The sequence below is a fragment of the Streptomyces sp. NPDC050732 genome (genome assembly GCF_040654255.1).
GTDB lineage: Bacteria > Actinomycetota > Actinomycetes > Streptomycetales > Streptomycetaceae > Streptomyces.
Genome location: NZ_JBFAHP010000036.1, coordinates 29,489 through 46,690 on the forward strand (window position 1 = coordinate 29,489; position 17,202 = coordinate 46,690).

At 72.3% G+C, this 17,202-nt stretch carries 18 protein-coding genes; 10 read left to right on the top strand and 8 right to left on the bottom strand.

Annotated features, from left to right (window positions below):
- Positions 1–106 precede the first annotated feature (106 nt).
- Together AB0H82_RS28570 and AB0H82_RS28575 are read left to right on the top strand one after the other, a co-directional pair.
- A complete protein-coding gene (locus tag AB0H82_RS28570; RefSeq protein WP_362997797.1) occupies positions 107–334 on the top strand; it encodes a hypothetical protein in 228 nt (75 codons plus the stop codon).
- Positions 335–519: 185 nt separating this feature from the next.
- Entirely contained in the window at positions 520–2,016 is a 1,497-nt protein-coding gene (locus AB0H82_RS28575; protein ID WP_362997678.1) for a hypothetical protein, read from the top strand.
- Positions 2,017–2,091: 75 nt separating this feature from the next.
- Here AB0H82_RS28575 and AB0H82_RS28580 read toward each other — a convergent pair whose 3' ends face one another.
- Positions 2,092–2,448 carry an iron-sulfur cluster assembly accessory protein gene (locus AB0H82_RS28580; RefSeq protein WP_030933606.1) on the bottom strand — a complete coding sequence of 119 codons (357 nt, stop codon included), beginning with the start codon at positions 2,446–2,448 and terminating at the stop codon, positions 2,092–2,094.
- Between the two features lie 257 nt (positions 2,449–2,705).
- Here AB0H82_RS28580 and nadA point away from each other — a divergent pair, with 257 nt between their 5' ends.
- Complete coding sequence (gene nadA, locus AB0H82_RS28585) at positions 2,706–3,902, top strand: quinolinate synthase NadA (RefSeq protein ID WP_362997680.1); 1,197 nt, start codon at positions 2,706–2,708, stop codon at positions 3,900–3,902.
- A gap of 26 nt (positions 3,903–3,928) precedes the next feature.
- Here the strand turns inward: nadA and AB0H82_RS28590 are convergent, their stop codons facing one another.
- The 4 genes from AB0H82_RS28590 to AB0H82_RS28605 all read right to left on the bottom strand — a co-directional run bounded on the left by AB0H82_RS28590 (position 3,929) and on the right by AB0H82_RS28605 (position 7,095).
- Positions 3,929–4,609, bottom strand: a complete 681-nt coding sequence (locus AB0H82_RS28590; RefSeq protein WP_362997682.1) for a response regulator transcription factor — start codon at positions 4,607–4,609, stop codon at positions 3,929–3,931.
- A complete protein-coding gene (locus tag AB0H82_RS28595; protein ID WP_362997684.1) occupies positions 4,606–5,826 on the bottom strand; it encodes a histidine kinase in 1,221 nt (406 codons plus the stop codon). Before AB0H82_RS28595 ends, AB0H82_RS28590 begins: the two co-directional genes overlap by 4 nt.
- Positions 5,827–5,967: 141 nt before the next feature.
- Positions 5,968–6,246, bottom strand: coding sequence for a hypothetical protein (locus tag AB0H82_RS28600; protein ID WP_362997686.1), 279 nt, complete (start codon positions 6,244–6,246; stop codon positions 5,968–5,970).
- Between the two features lie 51 nt (positions 6,247–6,297).
- On the bottom strand, positions 6,298–7,095 hold the full coding sequence (locus AB0H82_RS28605) for a PspA/IM30 family protein (protein ID WP_362997688.1): 798 nt from the start codon (positions 7,093–7,095) through the stop codon (positions 6,298–6,300).
- Between the two features lie 293 nt (positions 7,096–7,388).
- Here AB0H82_RS28605 and AB0H82_RS28610 point away from each other — a divergent pair, with 293 nt between their 5' ends.
- The 3 genes from AB0H82_RS28610 to AB0H82_RS28620 all read left to right on the top strand — a co-directional run bounded on the left by AB0H82_RS28610 (position 7,389) and on the right by AB0H82_RS28620 (position 10,000).
- Entirely contained in the window at positions 7,389–8,015 is a 627-nt protein-coding gene (locus AB0H82_RS28610) for a DUF3043 domain-containing protein (RefSeq protein ID WP_362997690.1), read from the top strand.
- Positions 8,016–8,089: 74 nt separating this feature from the next.
- Positions 8,090–8,797, top strand: coding sequence for a class I SAM-dependent methyltransferase (locus AB0H82_RS28615; protein WP_362997789.1), 708 nt, complete (start codon positions 8,090–8,092; stop codon positions 8,795–8,797).
- Between the two features lie 105 nt (positions 8,798–8,902).
- Positions 8,903–10,000: a trypsin-like peptidase domain-containing protein gene (locus AB0H82_RS28620; RefSeq protein ID WP_362997692.1), complete on the top strand. Its 1,098-nt coding sequence runs from the start codon at positions 8,903–8,905 to the stop codon at positions 9,998–10,000.
- 49 nt (positions 10,001–10,049) lie between these two features.
- Here AB0H82_RS28620 and AB0H82_RS28625 read toward each other — a convergent pair whose 3' ends face one another.
- Entirely contained in the window at positions 10,050–10,286 is a 237-nt protein-coding gene (locus AB0H82_RS28625; RefSeq protein ID WP_362997694.1) for a hypothetical protein, read from the bottom strand.
- A 100-nt stretch (positions 10,287–10,386) separates the two neighbouring features.
- Between AB0H82_RS28625 and AB0H82_RS28630 the strand changes: the two genes are divergently transcribed.
- Positions 10,387–11,595 carry a bifunctional adenosylcobinamide kinase/adenosylcobinamide-phosphate guanylyltransferase gene (locus AB0H82_RS28630; protein WP_362997696.1) on the top strand — a complete coding sequence of 403 codons (1,209 nt, stop codon included), beginning with the start codon at positions 10,387–10,389 and terminating at the stop codon, positions 11,593–11,595.
- A gap of 35 nt (positions 11,596–11,630) precedes the next feature.
- Here the strand turns inward: AB0H82_RS28630 and AB0H82_RS28635 are convergent, their stop codons facing one another.
- On the bottom strand, positions 11,631–12,683 hold the full coding sequence (locus AB0H82_RS28635; protein ID WP_362997698.1) for a class I SAM-dependent methyltransferase: 1,053 nt from the start codon (positions 12,681–12,683) through the stop codon (positions 11,631–11,633).
- 135 nt (positions 12,684–12,818) lie between these two features.
- Between AB0H82_RS28635 and cobT the strand changes: the two genes are divergently transcribed.
- The 3 genes from cobT to AB0H82_RS28650 are packed head-to-tail and all read left to right on the top strand — an operon-like array spanning position 12,819 to position 16,428.
- Complete coding sequence (gene cobT, locus AB0H82_RS28640; RefSeq protein WP_362997700.1) at positions 12,819–13,907, top strand: nicotinate-nucleotide--dimethylbenzimidazole phosphoribosyltransferase; 1,089 nt, start codon at positions 12,819–12,821, stop codon at positions 13,905–13,907.
- 38 nt (positions 13,908–13,945) lie between these two features.
- Positions 13,946–15,712, top strand: a complete 1,767-nt coding sequence (locus AB0H82_RS28645; RefSeq protein ID WP_362997702.1) for a phosphatidylglycerol lysyltransferase domain-containing protein — start codon at positions 13,946–13,948, stop codon at positions 15,710–15,712.
- Positions 15,709–16,428, top strand: coding sequence for a hypothetical protein (locus AB0H82_RS28650; protein WP_362997704.1), 720 nt, complete (start codon positions 15,709–15,711; stop codon positions 16,426–16,428). The genes AB0H82_RS28645 and AB0H82_RS28650 overlap by 4 nt, the downstream gene beginning before the upstream one ends.
- Here AB0H82_RS28650 and AB0H82_RS28655 read toward each other — a convergent pair.
- Positions 16,347–17,132 carry a hypothetical protein gene (locus AB0H82_RS28655; RefSeq protein WP_362997706.1) on the bottom strand — a complete coding sequence of 262 codons (786 nt, stop codon included), beginning with the start codon at positions 17,130–17,132 and terminating at the stop codon, positions 16,347–16,349. The two genes, AB0H82_RS28650 and AB0H82_RS28655, sit on opposite strands and share 82 nt — an antisense overlap.
- Between the last annotated feature and the right edge of the window lie 70 nt (positions 17,133–17,202).

Sequence of the window (17,202 nt, forward strand, 5' to 3'; positions counted from 1 at the left end):
TTCACGCTACCGGGTCGAGGTGCCGGAGAGGCACCGTCCCTGAAGTGGCAAAACTACCCGATAGTAGGGCTTTTTTCGTGGGCGGTCGCATGCCTACGGTGCCGTTATGACCGTTATCCCGAAGGATGTCGTCCTGCACCGTCGCGTCGCACGCACGGCGGAGGCCCCGGAGAGCATGGAGACGCTGCGCGGGGACTGTGCCCGCATGGCGCCGCACTGGGTGGTGCCCGCCGTCGCCGCGGCCGCGCCCGTGCCGCCCTCGCTGATCCACGGGGTCAGCGTCCCGCCCGCCTCCGCCCACCTGCTCTCCGAGATGTCCGAGTACGGGGACTGACTCCGAGTACGGGGACTGACGGAGGCCGGCTCCGGAGCTCCGGCGCGCGCGAGGGAACCGTGCGCTCCCCCGCTGCGTCCCATCGCCGTCCCCCGTAAAGGGGAACCGGGATACGACAAGCCCGCCGGTGGAAACCACCTGTGGGATTCCTGGGACAGCAGCAGCACAGTCGAAGGAGCGATGCGGTGAGCACCGAGCGATCCGTTCATGAGGCGGCCGAGCCGCAGCGGCGACGGTCCCGGCTGGCCGTCGTCTCGGTCGCGGCCACCGTGCTGCTGGTCGGCGGCGGTGGCGCGTACCTCGCGTCGGGCGCGTCCGGCGGTGGCGGCACCGAGGGCGCCCCCGCGGCGGACGGCGGCGACCCGCCGCCGCTCGCGCTGGACGGCTACCCGGCCGGCGACCGGCAGAACGACGGCGGGAGCGGCACAGGCGGCACCGGCGGCATCGCGCCGGGCGAGCCCGACCCGAGCGGCGCCACGTACCGGGCGACCGGCGAGCTGCCCGAGGGGCCGGAGTCGGCCGCCGTGTACCACGCGCGCGGTGAGGTCACCCGGAGCGAAGTGATCGAGCTGGCCGAGGCGCTCGGGGTGACCGGGGCGCCGACGTCGCGGGACGGCGCCTGGCGGGTCGGCCAGGGCAAGGACGGGTCGGGGCCCTCGCTGCAGGTGAACAAGCAGGCGCCCGGCACCTGGACCTACGCCAGGCACGGCATCGGCGGCACCGACAACTGCCCGAAGGGCAAGCCCTGTTCCAGCACCGCACCCAACGGCGAGCTGGGCGACGCGGTGGGCGAGAAGGCCGCCAAGGACGCCGCCGCCCCGGTCCTGAAGGCGCTCGGGCAGGACGACGCGAAGCTGGACGCACGCCAGCTCATGGGTGCCGTACGCGTCGTGAACGCCGACCCGAGGATCGACGGCCTGCCGACCTACGGCTGGTCGACCGGCATCCAGGTCGGCACGGACGGCGAAGTGGTCGGCGGCAGCGGCCAGTTGAAGGCGCCGGTCAAGGGTGCGACGTATCCGGTGATCGGCGCCCGGGAGGCCCTGGACCGGCTGAACACGTCGAGCGACGGCCACGGCCGCGTCGGCATCGGCGGCTGTGCGACCCCGGTGCCGCACATGGACGACAGCACGAAGACGGAGGGCGGCGGCGGTTCGAAGCAGGCGCCGTGCGAGCCGTCATCGACGCCTGCGAAGCCGCGGCCGGTCGCCGTCGAGGGCGCCACCTTCGGCCTCGCGACGCACTTCGTGGCCGGCAGGCAGACCCTCGTACCGTCCTGGCTGTTCGACATGAAGCCGCAGGGCGCGCGGGACACCTTCACGGTGACGCACCCGGCGGTCGCGCCCAAGTACCTGACGTCGCCGAGCACTCCGGGCACGCCCACGCCCACCGAGAAGCCGGGCAAGGGCGACAGGAGCGGCACGGACAAGGCGCGCGTCGAGTCCTACAGCGCCGACGGGACGTCGCTGACCGTGCACTTCTGGGGCGGCGCGTGCAGTGAGTACGCCGCGTCCGCCCGGGAGGACGGCGACCGCGTGACGGTCACGGTGACCGAGACCGGGCGCAAGGGCGACGTCTGCATCATGGTGGCCAAGGAGCTCAAGGAGACGGTCACCCTCGACGAGCCGCTGGGCGACCGCGAGGTCGTCGACGCCGCGGGCGGGACGGTGCGGCGGAAGTAGCGCGCATGCGCGAAGGCGGCGGCCCCCTGGAATCCAGGGGGCCGCCGCCTTCGTACGTGGGTGCTGCCTACAGGCTCAGCTGAAGGAGTCGCCGCAGGCGCAGGAACCGGTGGCGTTCGGGTTGTCGATCGTGAAGCCCTGCTTCTCGATGGTGTCCACGAAGTCGATGGAGGCGCCGCCCAGGTAAGGAGCGCTCATCCGGTCGGTGACGACCTTCACGCCGTCGAAGTCCTTGACGACGTCGCCGTCGAGCGAGCGCTCGTCGAAGAACAGCTGGTAGCGCAGGCCCGAGCAGCCGCCGGGCTGAACGGCGACGCGCAGCGCCAGGTCGTCCCGGCCCTCCTGCTCAAGGAGGCCCTTCACCTTGGCCGCGGCGGCGTCCGACAGGAGGATGCCGTCGCTCACGGTGGTGGTCTCGTCCGATACGGACATCTGCTTCTCTCCCGGGTTGTACGGAGACTGCTTGCCGACGGTTGCAACCGGCGGGGCCGCGGATTCATTCCGGGCCGAGCGCTTACGTCCTTACCCCTTCATGCTCGCACATGCCGCCCGGGGAGAGGGCGGAGCGGGGAACGGCGAATGCGTCACATCGACACTATGGCCATCGTCAAACTGACGTGAAGCGGTTATGATAGATAACGTCAATTAGACGAAAAGGTTCGTCTGTCAGATCAGAAAAGGTGCGTGCCGTGACCACCGCCCAGTCCCCCGCGAACCTCGTGGACCTCGACGTCCAGCCCACGCCCCTCGCGCTGCTGCTGCTCGGCCGCGAGGCCGACCCGAAGAGCGAGCGCGGCGTGGAGTGCCCCGGCGACCTGCCGTCCCCCTCCGACCCGGACCTGGTGGAGCGGGCCCGCGCCGCCAAGGAGAAGCTCGGCGACAAGGTCTTCGTGCTGGGCCACCACTACCAGCGCGACGAGGTCATCCAGTTCGCGGACGTCACCGGCGACTCCTTCAAGCTGGCGCGCGACGCCGCCGCCCGGCCGGACGCCGAGTACATCGTCTTCTGCGGTGTGCACTTCATGGCCGAGTCCGCGGACATCCTGACGACGGACGACCAGAAGGTCGTGCTCCCCGACCTGGCCGCCGGCTGCTCGATGGCCGACATGGCCACCGCCGAGCAGGTCGCCGAGTGCTGGGACGTGCTGACGGAGGCCGGGATAGCCGAGCAGGTCGTCCCCGTCTCGTACATGAACTCCTCGGCGGACATCAAGGCGTTCACCGGCAAGCACGGCGGCACGATCTGCACGTCGTCGAACGCTAAGCGCGCCCTGGAGTGGGCCTTCGAGCAGGGGGAGAAGGTGCTCTTCCTGCCCGACCAGCACCTGGGCCGCAACACCGCCGTGCGCGACATGGGGATGCCCCTGGACGACTGCGTCGTCTACAACCCGCACAAGCCGAACGGCGGGCTGACCGCCGAGCAGCTGCGCGACGCGAAGATGATCCTGTGGCGCGGCCACTGCTCGGTGCACGGACGCTTCTCGCTGGAGAGCGTCGAGGACGTGCGCGCCCGCATCCCCGGTGTGAACGTCCTGGTGCACCCGGAGTGCAAGCACGAGGTCGTCGCCGCGGCGGACTACGTGGGCTCCACCGAGCACATCATCAAGACCCTGGAGGCGGCACCGGCCGGCTCCAAGTGGGCCATCGGCACCGAGCTGAATCTCGTACGCCGCCTGGCGAACCGTTTCGCCGCCGAGGACAAGGAGATCGTCTTCCTCGACAAGACGGTCTGCTTCTGCTCGACCATGAACCGCATCGACCTGCCGCACCTGGTCTGGACCCTGGAGTCCCTCGCCGAGGGCAACCTCGTCAACCAGATCGAGGTGGACCGGGAGACCGAGCAGTTCGCGAAGCTGGCGCTGGAGCGGATGCTGGCGCTTCCGTAGCCCTCGGTCCTACTCCGCCCTCGGTCCTACTCCACCCGCGGCCGCACCAGGCCCGACTCGTACGCGATGACGACGAGTTGGGCCCGGTCGCGGGCGCCGAGCTTCGCCATCGCCCGGTTCACATGGGTCTTCACGGTGAGCGGGCTGACTTCCAGGCGCTCGGCGATCTCGTCGTTCGAATGGCCGCCCGCGACCTGCACGAGGACTTCGCGCTCGCGTCCGGTGAGCGCGTCGAGCCGCTCGCCGCCCACCGGCGCGTCACCGTCCAGGCCCTCGCCCTGCGCGAGGAACTTGGCGATCAGCCCCTTGGTGGCCACCGGGGAGAGCAGCGCCTCGCCGGCCGCCGCGATCCGGATGGCGCCGAGCAGCTCGTCGGGCTCCGCGCCCTTGCCGAGGAACCCGGAGGCGCCGGCGCGCAGCGACTGCACCACGTACTCGTCGACCTCGAACGTCGTCAGCATCACCACGCGCACATGCGTCAGCGCGGGATCGGCGCTGATCAGGCGGGTGGCGGCCAGTCCGTCCGTGCCGGGCATCCGGATGTCCATCAGGACCACGTCGGCCCGCTCCGACCTGGCGAGCTCGACCGCCTCCGCGCCGTCGGACGCCTCGCCGACCACCTCCATGTCGGGTTCGGAGTCGACGAGCACCTTGAACGCGCTGCGCAGCAACGCCTGGTCGTCGGCGAGCAGTACGCGGATCGTCACGCGGTCCCTCCCTTTGCCGTGGTGACGGGCAGGATCGCATGGACGCGGAAGCCGCCGCCGTAGCGGGGTCCCGCCGAGCAGCTGCCGCCGAGGGCGGTGACGCGTTCGCGCATGCCGAGCAGGCCGTGGCCGCCGCCGTCGGTGTTCTGCGCGTCGCCCTTGCCGGGGCCCGGGCCGTCGTCGATGACGGTGACCTCCACGTTCGGGCCGACGCGGACCACGCTCACCTCCGCCTTGGCGTCCTTCCCCGCGTGCTTCTGCACGTTGGTCAGCGCCTCCTGGATGATGCGGAACGCGGCAAGGTCGACGGCGGCCGCCAGGTCGAGGCCGACCTGGCCGAGGGCCACCTCCACGGGCAGTCCTGCGTTGCGGAACGTCTCGACGAGCTCATCGAGGCGGTGCAGGCCGGGCGCCGGCTCGGTGGGTGCCTCGGGGTCGCCGGTCTGCCGCAACAGGCCGACGGTGGCGCGGAGTTCGTTGAGCGCGGAGCGGCTGGCGTCCCGTACGTGCGAGAGGGCCTCCTTGGCCTGGTCGGGCCGCTTGTCCATGACGTGCGCGGCGACCCCGGCCTGCACGTTGACCAGGGCGATGTGGTGGGCGACCACGTCGTGCAGATCCCGGGCGATGCGCAGCCGCTCCTCGGCTACGCGGCGCCTGGCCTCCTCCTCCCGGGTGCGCTCCGCCCGCTCGGCGCGCTCCCTTATGGCGTCCACGAAGGCGCGACGGCTGCGCACCGCGTCGCCCGCGGCGGCGGCCATCCCGGTCCAGGCGAAGATGCCGAGGTTTTCCTGCGCGTACCAGGGCAGGGGGCCCGAGAGCATCGCGACGCCGGTGAGGCCCGTCATGGTGACGAGGCCGATCCGCCACGTCGTGGAGCGGTCCGTGTTGGCGGCGACGGTGAACAGCGCGATGACGGCGCACATCACGACGGGCGCGCGGGGCTCGCCGGTGAGCAGTTCGACGAGGGAGGCGGCGCAGGTCGCGGCCAGTACGGACCAGGGGGCGCGGCGGCGGAAGACGAGGGCGAGCGCGCCGAGCGTCATCAGGAGGACGCTCGGGATGTCGGGGGTGCGGGTGCCCCAGGTGGGGCCGTGCTCTCCATAGGGCTCGGCGAAGGAGCCGACGACCATGCAGACGAGGACGGCGGAGGCGAGCACCGCGTCCACCGCCAGCGGGTGTGTTCTGGCCCAGCCGCGGCCTCGTACGAGAGTGGTCACCCGCTAAACGGTACGGGGGCTGGCCGGGGGCCCTGACCAGAACTCGGGCATCGGGGTTCTGGGTCGGCTGCGGGCGCGTTGTGGCTGGGCGCGCAGTTCCCCGCGCCCCTGGAGGGCGCCCCTGCCGGGCGCCCATGCGTACTAGCCGGGGATCAGGCCGTCGTCGTTCAGCATGGTGCGGACCTCGTCCAAGGTGGCGTCCGGGGACGGGAGGATCAGCTCGGAGGGTTCCAGGGCGTCGTCCGGGAGGGGGTCGCCGAGCTCCCGGACCTTGTCCAGGAGCTCGTGCAGTGTCTGGCGGAAGCCGGCGGAGTCGCCGCCCTCCATCTCCTCAAGCAGCTCGTCGTCCAGCTTGTTGAGTTCGGCGAAGTGGCTGTCGGCCAGCTTCACCTGCCCCTCCCCCATGATCCGTACGATCATGTCGCCCTCCTCGGACGTACGTAGGGCTGTTGCTCCTGCTTCTACTGCTTGCTACTGCTTGTCGAAGCGCGGGGTGTCCTGCGGCTGCTGCTGCGACTGCGGCCGGCCCTGGCCGCCCTCGATCGCCTGCTGTCCGCCGCCGGTGCCCCCGGCGAGCTCCGCCTTCATGCGCTGCAGTTCCAGCTCTACATCTGTACCACCGGAGAGGCGGTCGAGCTCGGTCTGGATGTCGTCCTTGGCCAGTCCGGAGGAGTCGTCGAGGGCCCCGGAGGCGAGCAGTTCGTCGATCGCGCCGGCCCGCGCCTGGAGCTGCGCGGTCTTGTCCTCGGCGCGCTGGATCGCCATGCCGACGTCGCCCATCTCCTCGGAGATGCCGGAGAAGGCCTCGCCGATGCGGGTCTGCGCCTGGGCCGCGGTGTACGTGGCCTTGATCGTCTCCTTCTTGGTGCGGAAGGCGTCGACCTTGGCCTGGAGGCGCTGCGCCGCGAGGGTGAGCTTCTCCTCCTCGCCCTGGAGGGTCTGGTGCTGCGTCTCCAGGTCCGTGACCTGCTGCTGGAGCGCGGCGCGGCGGGACAGGGCCTCGCGGGCCAGGTCCTCGCGGCCGAGGGCCAGCGCCTTGCGGCCCTGGTCCTCCAGGGTGGACGACTGCTTCTGGAGCTGGGTGAGCTGCAGTTCGAGGCGCTTGCGGGAGGTCGCCACGTCGGCAACGCCGCGGCGCACCTTCTGCAGCAGCTCCAACTGCTTCTGGTACGAGTAATCGAGGGTTTCGCGCGGGTCCTCGGCCCGGTCAAGGGCCTTGTTCGCCTTCGCGCGGAAGATCATCCCCATACGCTTCATGACACCGCTCATGGGCTTCGCGCGCCCCCTTCTGACGGACTTCCAGCTCCAGGTACTGCTCAGAACCCACAGTACGGGCCCTGCATCCATTACCGCACTGTTCGCGGGCGGATGCGCTCATCCCCAAGGACGACTGCCTCCGGCACCGCTCCGGCGTAAGGAGTAGGTGCACCCCTGTGAACCGACCCCGAGGCCGTCAGGGGCGGCAGACGCCGAACCGGCCGCATACCGCCTACTACGTCCCCTTAGGCACATAAATCAAGACGCTCGGTGTTGCCGGATCGTTCCCGGCCTGGCCGACGTCCATGCCCCCGCACCCCGTACCCTTGGCTTTTGTGTTCCGTAGCCGATCCAAGGAAGAGAAGGCCCCGGCCGCGCAGGCGCCGGTGACCGACTCCAACCAGCCCCGTGACCCGCAGGCCCCGAAGGGCCGCCCCACCCCCAAGCGCGCCATGGCGCAGTCGCAGCGTCGCAGCGTGACGAACACGCCGACGTCGCGCAAGGAGGCCGCCAAGCGGCAGCGCGACGAGCGCCGCGCCCAGATGGCGAAGCAGCGCGAGGCGCTGGCGAGCGGTGACGAGCGGTTCCTGCCCGCCCGTGACAAGGGTCCCGTGCGCAAGTTCGCGCGCGACTTCGTGGACTCGCGTTTCTGCGTCGCCGAGTTCTTCCTGCCGATCGCCGTGATCATCCTGGTCATGAGCATCGTGCAGATCCCCCAGCTGCAGAACATCTCGCTGCTGCTCTGGCTGGTCGTGATCGTGCTGATCGTCGTGGACTCGGTCGCCACCGCGTTCCGCCTGAAGAAGCGCCTCAAGGAGCGCTTCCCGGGTGAGAACACGAAGGGCGCCGTCGCGTACGCCCTGATGCGCACGCTCCAGATGCGCCGTCTCCGGCTGCCCAAGCCGCAGGTCAAGCGCGGAGAGCGGCCCTGACCGGATTCACCGGCGGCGCCGGGGCCTGGCTGGAGAAGCTGGGCGGCCTGCGCAACGCCGTGCGACAGGAGCTGGTGGCCCGGCAGCTCGACGAGCAGATAGCGGGGCGCTTCCCCGTGGGGCAGCGGCTGCGGGTGCTCGACGTCGGCATGGGGCAGGGCACGCAGGCGCTGCGGCTCGCCCGTGCCGGGCACAAGGTGACGGGTGTCGAGCAGGACCCCGCCATGATCGCCGCCGCCCGCGCGGCGCTCGCCGAGGAGCCCGAGGGCATCCAGGGGCGGGTGCGGATCGTCGAGGGCGACGGGCACCAGACCGGGGTGCACTTCATGCCCGGCAGCTTCGACGTGGTGCTGTGCCACGGCGTTCTGATGTACGTGGAGGAGCCCGACGCGCTCCTCGCCGGGCTCGCCCGGATGCTGGCACCCGGAGGGCTGCTCTCGCTCCTCGTGCGCAACGCGGAGGCGCTGGCCATGCGGCCCGGCATCGCCGGTGACTGGGCGGGGGCGCTCGCCGCCTTCGACTCCGTCACGTACCGCAACCGGCTCGGGATCGACGCCCGCGCGGACCGGCTCGACGCGCTGACCTCCTCCCTGGCGGGGCTCGCCGCGCCGCTCCAGGCCTGGTACGGGGTGCGGGTCTTCACGGACACCGTGGCCGACGGAGCGGCGCTCCCCCCGGACCGGGAGCTGGAGGCGCTGCTCGCCGCGGAGGAGCGTGCGGGGCGGACCGATCCGTATCGGCGGGTCGCCGCGCTGCTGCATCTGTGCGGGGTGCGGGACTAGGCGGAGCCTGGGTGCGGGACCAGGCGGGGCCGGAGCCTGGGGAGCGCCGCCTGTTCGGCCCCCTAAGTCAGGGCGACGCCGTTCGGCGAAACCGACACTCGGGGCATGAGTGTCTCTCGTACGCGTGCCGTGCCGTCCGCCGCCGCCCTGTCCCTCCTCGCCGTTCTCACTGCCGTCTCGCTCGTCGGCGGCTGCTCATCGGGGTCCGGGTCCGGTTCCGGGTCCGGGTCCAGCTCCGGTGACTCCGGCAGATCCACCACGCAGGCCGCGCCCGCCGCCGCGAACGATCTGCAGGAGGACTACCAGAAGGTGATCAAGAACGTTCTGCCGTCCGTCGTCCAGATCGACGCCGACGACGGTCTCGGCTCCGGAGTCGTCTACGACACCAAGGGGCACATCGTCACCAACGCCCACGTCGTGGGCAAGGGGCAGCGTTTCAAGGTGACGACCGCGACCGGCGAAGAGGCCCTGACCGCCGAGCTGGTGGCCGCCTATCCGGAGCAGGACCTCGCCGTCATCAAGCTGGGTGACGTGCCCAAGGGGCTGAAGGCCGCGGAGTTCGGCGACTCCACGAAGGCGGAGGTCGGCCAGATCGTGCTGGCCATGGGTTCTCCGCTCGGTCTGTCGTCCAGCGTGACGCAGGGCATCGTGTCGGCGACCGGGCGGACGGTCAGCGAGGGCCGCTCGGGCGGCGGGACCGGGGCCACCATCGCCAACATGGTGCAGACCTCAGCCGCGATCAATCCGGGCAACAGCGGCGGCGCGCTCGTCGACCTCGACGGGAAGGTCATCGGCATCCCCACGCTCGCCGCGAGCGATCCGCAGATGGGCGACAGCGCCGCACCCGGCATCGGCTTCGCGATCCCGTCCTCGATGGTGAAGACCGTCGCCGACCAGATCATCGAGAGCGGCAGGGTCACCGACTCGGGCCGGGCCGCACTCGGCATCACCGGCCGTACCGTCCTCGGTGACGACTACCGGCCCGCGGGCGTGGCCGTCGTCGAGACCCAGGAGGGCGGCGCGGCGGCGAAGGCGGGGCTGACGGCCGGGGACATCATCACGCGGCTCGGCGACGACGAGATCACCACCATCAACTCGCTCAGCGAGGCCCTCGCTCCGGCCGAGCCCGGCCAGAAGAGGCGGGTCACGTACGTGCGCGACGACGCCGAGAAGACGGCGGACGTCACGCTCGGGGAGATGTAGAGCGGCGGTCGCGACGGGGAGGCGCCCGCGGTGCGGGCGCCTCCCACTCCTAAGCCGGAGCCTCGGCGTCCTCCCCCGCGGCCTCCATGTGCAGGCTCATCGGGCCGTAGATCTTGTTCGTGTCCTCGAAGAGGGTCACCTGGTCGGCGCCGCCCTCGGCGAGTTCCTTCCAGTACTCGCCGACCCAGGACTCCGCGTCGCCCTGCGTGGTGAACTCCTCGGGCTGTACCGCGGGCCGGACCTCCGTCCCGTCCGCCTTCTCGAACAGCCACGTCCATGCCGCCATGTCAGCCTCCCGAGGTCCCGTGGCGGTGTGGTATCCGCCTGAATCCGCTTGAAGCCTAGCCGGGCGCGCGGCGCTCGACCCGACGCGGGAGGATCTTCGTGTGGAACTGACTCTGCTCGGCACCGGCGCCCCCGGTGGGCTGCCCCTCCCCGACTGCCCCTGCGCGGTCTGCGCGACCGCCCTCGGTGACGCGGCGCGTGCCGCGACCGCGCTTCTCGTGGACGGCGTCCTGCTCCTCGACCTCACCCCCGGGGCGGCCTTCGCTGCCGCCCGTGCCGGGCACTCGCTGAGCGGAGTCCGCCAGGTGCTGCTCTCCCATCCGCACGACGGGCCGCCCGTCGAGGTCCCGGCGGGGCTGCCGCAGCCCGGGCGGGTCGCGGACGGGCGGGAGTTGGCGCTGCTGACCGGGCACCGGGTGCGTGCGGTGGCGCTGGACGCGCCGGGCACCGGGTACGAGGTGACGGGGCCGGACGGGGAGCGGCTGCTGTATCTGCCGCCGGGCGGGGCTCCCGCGGGGCTCGCCGACGGGAACGGCGGGCAGGTGACGTACGAGATGGTCGTCGGTGACGTCCTCGGGCGGCCCGACGGGCTCGCCCGGCTGCGTGCGGCCGGGGCCGTCGGGCCGACCACCGACGTGCTCGCGGTGCACATCGGCCACGAGGCGCCGCCCGGCGGGGAGCTGACGCGCCGGCTCGCCGCCGTGGGGGCGCGGGCCGTGCCGGACGGGTCGACGCTGGTGGTCGGCGCCTACGAGGACGTACCGGACGTGCCGCGCCGCACCCTCGTCCTGGGCGGCGCGCGGTCGGGCAAGTCGGTGGAGGCCGAGCGGCGCCTGGAGGCCTTCCCCGACGTGCTGTACGTGGCGACCGGCGGGACCAGGAACGGTGACACCGAGTGGGCCCAGCGGGTCAGCCTGCACCGGGAGCGGCGCCCCGGCTCCTGGCGGACCGCCGAGACCTGCGACCTGGTGCCGCTGCTCGCGCAGGGCGGGCCGCCGCTGCTCATCGACTGCCTGTCGCTGTGGCTGACCCACGTCATGGACGAGGTGAAGGCGTGGGACGACGCCGAGTGGGCGGGCGGCGGGGAGCGAGCGTTGCGGGACCGTGTCGCCGAGCTCGCGGGGGCGGTGCGGGCCACCCGGCGTACGGTCGTCGCCGTCTCGAACGAGGTCGGTTCCGGGATCGTCCCCGCGACCGCGTCGGGCCGCCGTTACCGCGACGAACTGGGCCGTCTGAACACGGCGTTCGCCGCCGAGTGCGAGCACGTGCTGCTCGTGGTGGCGGGCCAGGCCCTGACGTTGCGCGGCTGACCCGGGCTCCGCGGCCGGGCCGCCGCCCGGGCTGCCTACGCCGGGCCCCGGCGCGCGACGACACGGTAGGTGTTGGCGAAGCCGACGCGGGTGAGCAGGGGCGACAGGAGTACGTCGAGGGCGCGGGCGAGTGCCACCGGCGGGACGGACGCCCACCGTGCGGCCCGCCGCAGCGTCAGCTGGAGCGGGGAGGCGGGCCTGGCGCGCCAGGGGACGTCGGGTCCGGGGGTGCGGGCGTTGAGGAAGAGGGCGACCGCCGCGCTCAGGTCGACCGGTACGTGTGCCGCGCGCCGCTCGACGCCGACGACCGTGAAGCCGAGCCGCTCCAGTTCCGCGCGGAGGTTGGCGAGCGGCAGGAGGTGCAGGTGCTGCGGCTGGTGGTACGAGAGCCACCATCTGCCGAGCAGTCCGGCGTAGCGGCACTCGGGGTCGGGGGCCTCGATGAGGAGGTGGCCGCCGGGGCGCAGCACGGTTCTCGCGGCTCTGAGTTCCGCGCGGGGGTCCGGGCCGCGTTGCAGGCAGTGGAACATGCTCAGCGCGTCGTAGCGGCCGGCGAGGGAGCCGGCGAGCCCCGTGAGAGTGCCGCGGTGGCCTTCCTCGATGCGGCCGCGCCGCACGCCCTCCGCGACGCCGCGGCCCCGGTCGGTGCCGTCGAAGGACGTGTAGGGCAGGACCTGCTTGGCCAGGGCGGGGAAGTGCGCGGCGCCGGTGTCGACGTCGAGCCAGCACTCGGGCTCGTCGAAGGCCCGCACCGCGCGGACGCCGGCGAGCCGGCGCTTCGTGCCCGCCCGCGCGGCCGCGCCGAACAGCTGCCCGAAGCGCGGGTCCCTGCGGTAGAAGTCCCGGCCTTCGGCGGTGAGGCGGGGGTTCTGGAAGCAGTGGCCGCAATCCGCGCACCGGTCGACCCGGAAGCTGCCCGGCTTGCGCTGGACCAGGTCGGTGGTGCGCAGCCTGGTCCGCAGCCGCCCGGAGCCGCACCAGGGGCAGTCGGTGCGGCGGGGCTCGTGGAACCGCTCGGTGCCCTGGGCGAGTTCGGCGAGGTAGGCGGGGCGCCGGGCGGCGACCTGTCGGGCGGCGTCCGTGGTCATGGGCGTACTCCTGGAGGAAGCCGATACAAACGGGAACGTAAAGGGACACTCCCCCACAAGTAGTGACGCTACGCATGGCGCCGGCCGCAGGGGCGTTCGAGCGGCGGCGCCCTCGCTCCCGGTACTGTTCGGCGAATGAGCTCGCTGAATCTCGACGACTTCACCGACCTGATCGAGCGGCCCGACGGCGGGGTCCGCCGCGACGCCGAGGAACGCAGGGAGCGGCAGACCGTGCCGCCCGGCTCGCTGGGCCGACTCGACGAACTCGGCGAGTGGCTCGCGGCGGCCCAGTCGTCGGTGCCGGTGCGGCCGGTCGAGCGGCCGCGCGTGGTGCTGTTCGCGGGCGACCACGGGGTGGCCGAACTCGGCGTCTCGGCGCGCCCCGCGGGGAGCGCCGCCGATCTCGTGCGTTCCGTGCTGGCCGGCGAGAGCCCGGCGGCCGTCCTCGCCCGCCGCCTCGACGTGCCCGTCCGCGTCGTCGACATGGCGCTCGACTGCGCGCCGGACGAACTGCCCGCCGAGGTCGCGGGGCACCGGGTGCGGCGCGGTTCGGGGCGTATCGACATCGAGGACGCGCTGACCGCCGAAGAGGCGGAGCAGGCGCTGCGCGCGGGCATGGCCGTCGCCGACGAGGAGGCGGACTCCGGCACCGATCTGGTCGTGCTCGGCGATGTGAGCGTGGGCGGCACGACGCCCGCGGCGACGCTGGTCGCCGCCCTGTGCGGGACCGACGCGTCGGTGGTGACGGGGCGGGGCGGGGAGCCCATCGACGACCTGGCGTGGATGCGCAAGTGCGCGGCGGTGCGGGACGCGCTGCGGCGGGCGCGCCCTGTGCTCGGCGACCAGCTTGAGCTGCTCGCCGCAGTGGGTGGCGCCGACGTCGCCGCGATGACGGGTTTCCTGCTGCAGTGCGCGGTACGGCGTACGCCGGTGATCCTCGACGGCGTGGTGGCGTCGGCCGCCGCGCTGGTCGCCCAGCGGGTCGCCTTCCGGGCGCCCGACTGGTGGCTCGCGGGGCACGACAGCGGGGAGCCGGCCCAGGCCAAGGCGCTCGACCGGATGGCGCTGGAACCGCTCCTGACGCACGGGGTCAAGGTCGGCGAGGGTGCCGGAGCGCTGCTCGCCCTGCCGCTGGTGCAGGCCGCGGCGGCGCTCTCGGCGGAGCTGCCCGAGCGGGCCGCCGCCCAGGGGACAGAAGCCACAGAAGCCCCGGATCATCCCTGATCATTCCCCATGGGCCAAGACCCATATGATCCCTTTTCATGGGAGATGAGCAGGTCGTCGCCGGGCGACAGGAAACACGCACCGTCATACAGCGCCGCGCCGCGGGGTTCACGGTCTGGTATCTCCGGGCCGTCGCCTTCGTCAACTTCCTGAGCGCGGTCTGGTTCTCCCTCGGGCAGGACCTGCGGCAGCACAACACGGAGAACTACTTCACGCCGTACATGCTGACCGCGGGCTTCGCCTCCGGGGCGTTCACGCTGTTCCTCGCGATCACCATGCGGCGCCGCAAGCGCGCCGCGTGGATCCTCAACCTCGTGCTCGGCGGCCTCTTCCTGCTGCTCTTCGCCTTCGCGATGGTCTTCCCGGAGATCCGCGCGCACGCGCAGAACTGGATCTCCCTGGCCCTGACCGCCGCGTTCGTCGCGGCCCTGGTCGCCGGCCGCCGCGAGTTCTACGCCAAGGGCGACCGCGCCAACCCGAAGCTGGCGTCGGCCGTCGCCGTCGGCGGGCTCCTGGTGACCTCGCTGCTCGCGGCGCTGCTGGTCACCGCCACCAACAACGCCCACGACGGCCACCGTTCGACCTTCCTGGAGCGCTGGCGCTACGGCACCATGCGCCTCGTCTCGCTGGCCGCCGACGACCAGCGCTTCGAGGGCATCGCCACACCCGGCTGGGTCGATGTCGTCATCAACGTCCTCAGCGCGCTGCTGGTCTGCGCGGTGCTGTACGCGGCGTTCCGCTCCCGCCGGGCCGTGGACCCGCTCACCGAGGACGACGAGGAGAGGCTGCGCGCGCTGCTCGACCGGCACGGCGACCGTGACTCCCTCGGGTACTTCTCGCTGCGCCGCGAGAAGAGCGTCGTGTGGTCACCGACCGGCAAGGCGGCGGTCGCATACCGCGTCGTCGGCGGCGTCTCGCTGGCCTCCGGCGACCCCATCGGCGACCCGGAGGCCTGGCCCGGCGCGATCGAGCCGTGGCTCGCCGAGGCGCGCGAACACGGCTGGATCCCCGCCGTGATGGGCGCGAGCGAGGAGGCGGGCACCATCTACGCGCGGCACGGCCTGGACGCCCTCGAACTGGGCGACGAAGCGATCGTCGACACGGCCGAGTTCACGCTGGAGGGGCGGGCCATGCGTACCGTCCGGCAGGCGTACAACCGGGTGAAGCGCGCCGGCTACACGGTCCGCATCCGCCGCCACGAGGACGTCCCCGCCGACGAGATGGCGACCCTCTTGGAGCGCGCGGACGACTGGCGCGACGGAGCGACCGAGCGCGGCTTCTCCATGGCGCTCGGCCGGCTGGGCGATCCGGCGGACGGGCGGTGCGTGATGCTCGAATGCCGGGACGGCGACGGCGTGTTGCGGGCGGTGCTCTCCTTCGTCCCGTGGGGGCCGCACGGGCTCTCCCTGGACCTGATGCGGCGTGACCGCGACTCCGAGAACGGCCTGATGGAGTTCATGGTCATCGAACTCCTGCAGCACGCCCCCGAGATCAAGATCACTCAGGTGTCACTGAACTTCGCGATGTTCAGGTCGGTCTTCGAACGTGGCTCGCGGCTCGGCGCGGGCCCGGTCCTCCGCCTGTGGCGGTCGCTGCTCAGCTTCTTCTCCCGGTGGTGGCAGATCGAGTCCCTCTACCGCGCCAACGCCAAGTACCGGCCGATCTGGGAACCCCGCTTCCTCCTCTTCGAGAAGAGCGTCGACCTGCCGCGCATCGGCATCGCGGCCGCCCGCGCGGAGGGCTTCCTGGAAGCGCCGGGCCTGCCGAAGTGGCTGCACCGCAGACATCTGGAGTCGAGACGATGAGAGCCCTGGCCCGCTCCGCACGCGCCGAGTGGGGGCCGCTCTTCTCCACCGTGCGCGACGCGCTGGCCGCCCGGCGGTGGCGGGCCGTGCCCATGACGCTGGCGGCGGTCTGCCTCACGGCGCTCTTCCAGTACGTGCAGAACCAGCCGTGGGGCTTCCAGTTCGTCCAGAACATCGGCTGCGTGCGGGCCGAGGACCCGCTCCGGCTCGCCCTGCTCCGCACCCCGCTCTCCCTCTTCGTGCCCGCCCTCGACCTGCCGGTGTGGGGCGCGCTCGTCCAGCTCCTGATCGTCTTCGGGATCGCGGAGATCTGCCTGGGCCGGTGGCGGACGCTCCTCATCGCGTACGCGGCCACACTCGCCGGCACGCTCTACGCGCGCGTGGGCATCGAGTGGGGTCCCGGGAACCCCTTCGGGCTCCCCGCGTCCGACGCCCAGGTCGTCGACACCGGCCCGTCGGCGGCCGTCGTCGGCCTCGCCGTCTTCGTGTGCTGGCGCTACCGGGCGTACTTCACCGCCGCCCTGGTCACCGCCCTGATGGTCGTCGAGGTGCTGGTCAAGGACAATCTCGCCGGCAAGGAGCACCTGGCCGCCATCGCCGCCGTGCTCGTGCTGTGCGTGCTCTCTGCGGTACGTCACCGGCGCGGCGGCACACGCTCCGAAGGGTCGGGCTCGGAGGGCGAGGGGCCCGGCGTGAAGCCGCCGATCCAGTCCTGAAGCCTGCGGCGCGGACCGGTCCAGCGGCGGTCGTGGTGGAAGGCCCGCAGCCCGGCACGCGCGCGTGCCCGGTGCCGGTTGCGGTAGAAGCGCCGCGCCCACGCCGATCCCGGCCGGGCGAGCCGGACGGCGCCGACCAGCGCGACGAACGGGATCACCATGCCGATCAGGGCCGTGCGCAGCTTGCCCTTGAGGAGCGCGATCAGGGCGAAGGCACAGTTGACACCGACGTTCAGGGCGAACAGGGCGCGGTTCTGCCGCTCGACGGGCGTCAGGTCGTTGACGCCGAGCGGCGTGAAGCCGGTGAGCACGAGGACGACCAGGGCGGCGGTGAGCATCACGACCTCCACGCTCTTGCGGCCCTGCTCGCTCCAGTACACGTCGTCGAGATGGAGGATCAGCGCGAACTCGTCGAGCACGAGTCCCGCGCCGAGCCCGAAGATGACGGCGGCGTACAGCGGCCCGGCGCCGTGCCGTCCCGCGGCCACCGCCCAGAACCCGCCGACCAGCATGAGGAAGATCCCCGGCACGACGTGGTGGACGTGCACGTCGCCCGTGCGGATGTTCCGGAACGGCCCCCTGCCCGCCCGGATCAGCCGCGTGATGGTCCTGGTGACGACGAACGACGCCACGAAGGAGAGCAGCGCGAGCAGCAGCGGCAGCTTCCCCGGCTCGACGACGTTCCGGTACCACCAGTCGTTCATGCCCCCATCCTCGGCGGCGGCCGGACGCACCGCACCCGGGTGCCGACCGGCGGGGCACCGGCCCCGGGTA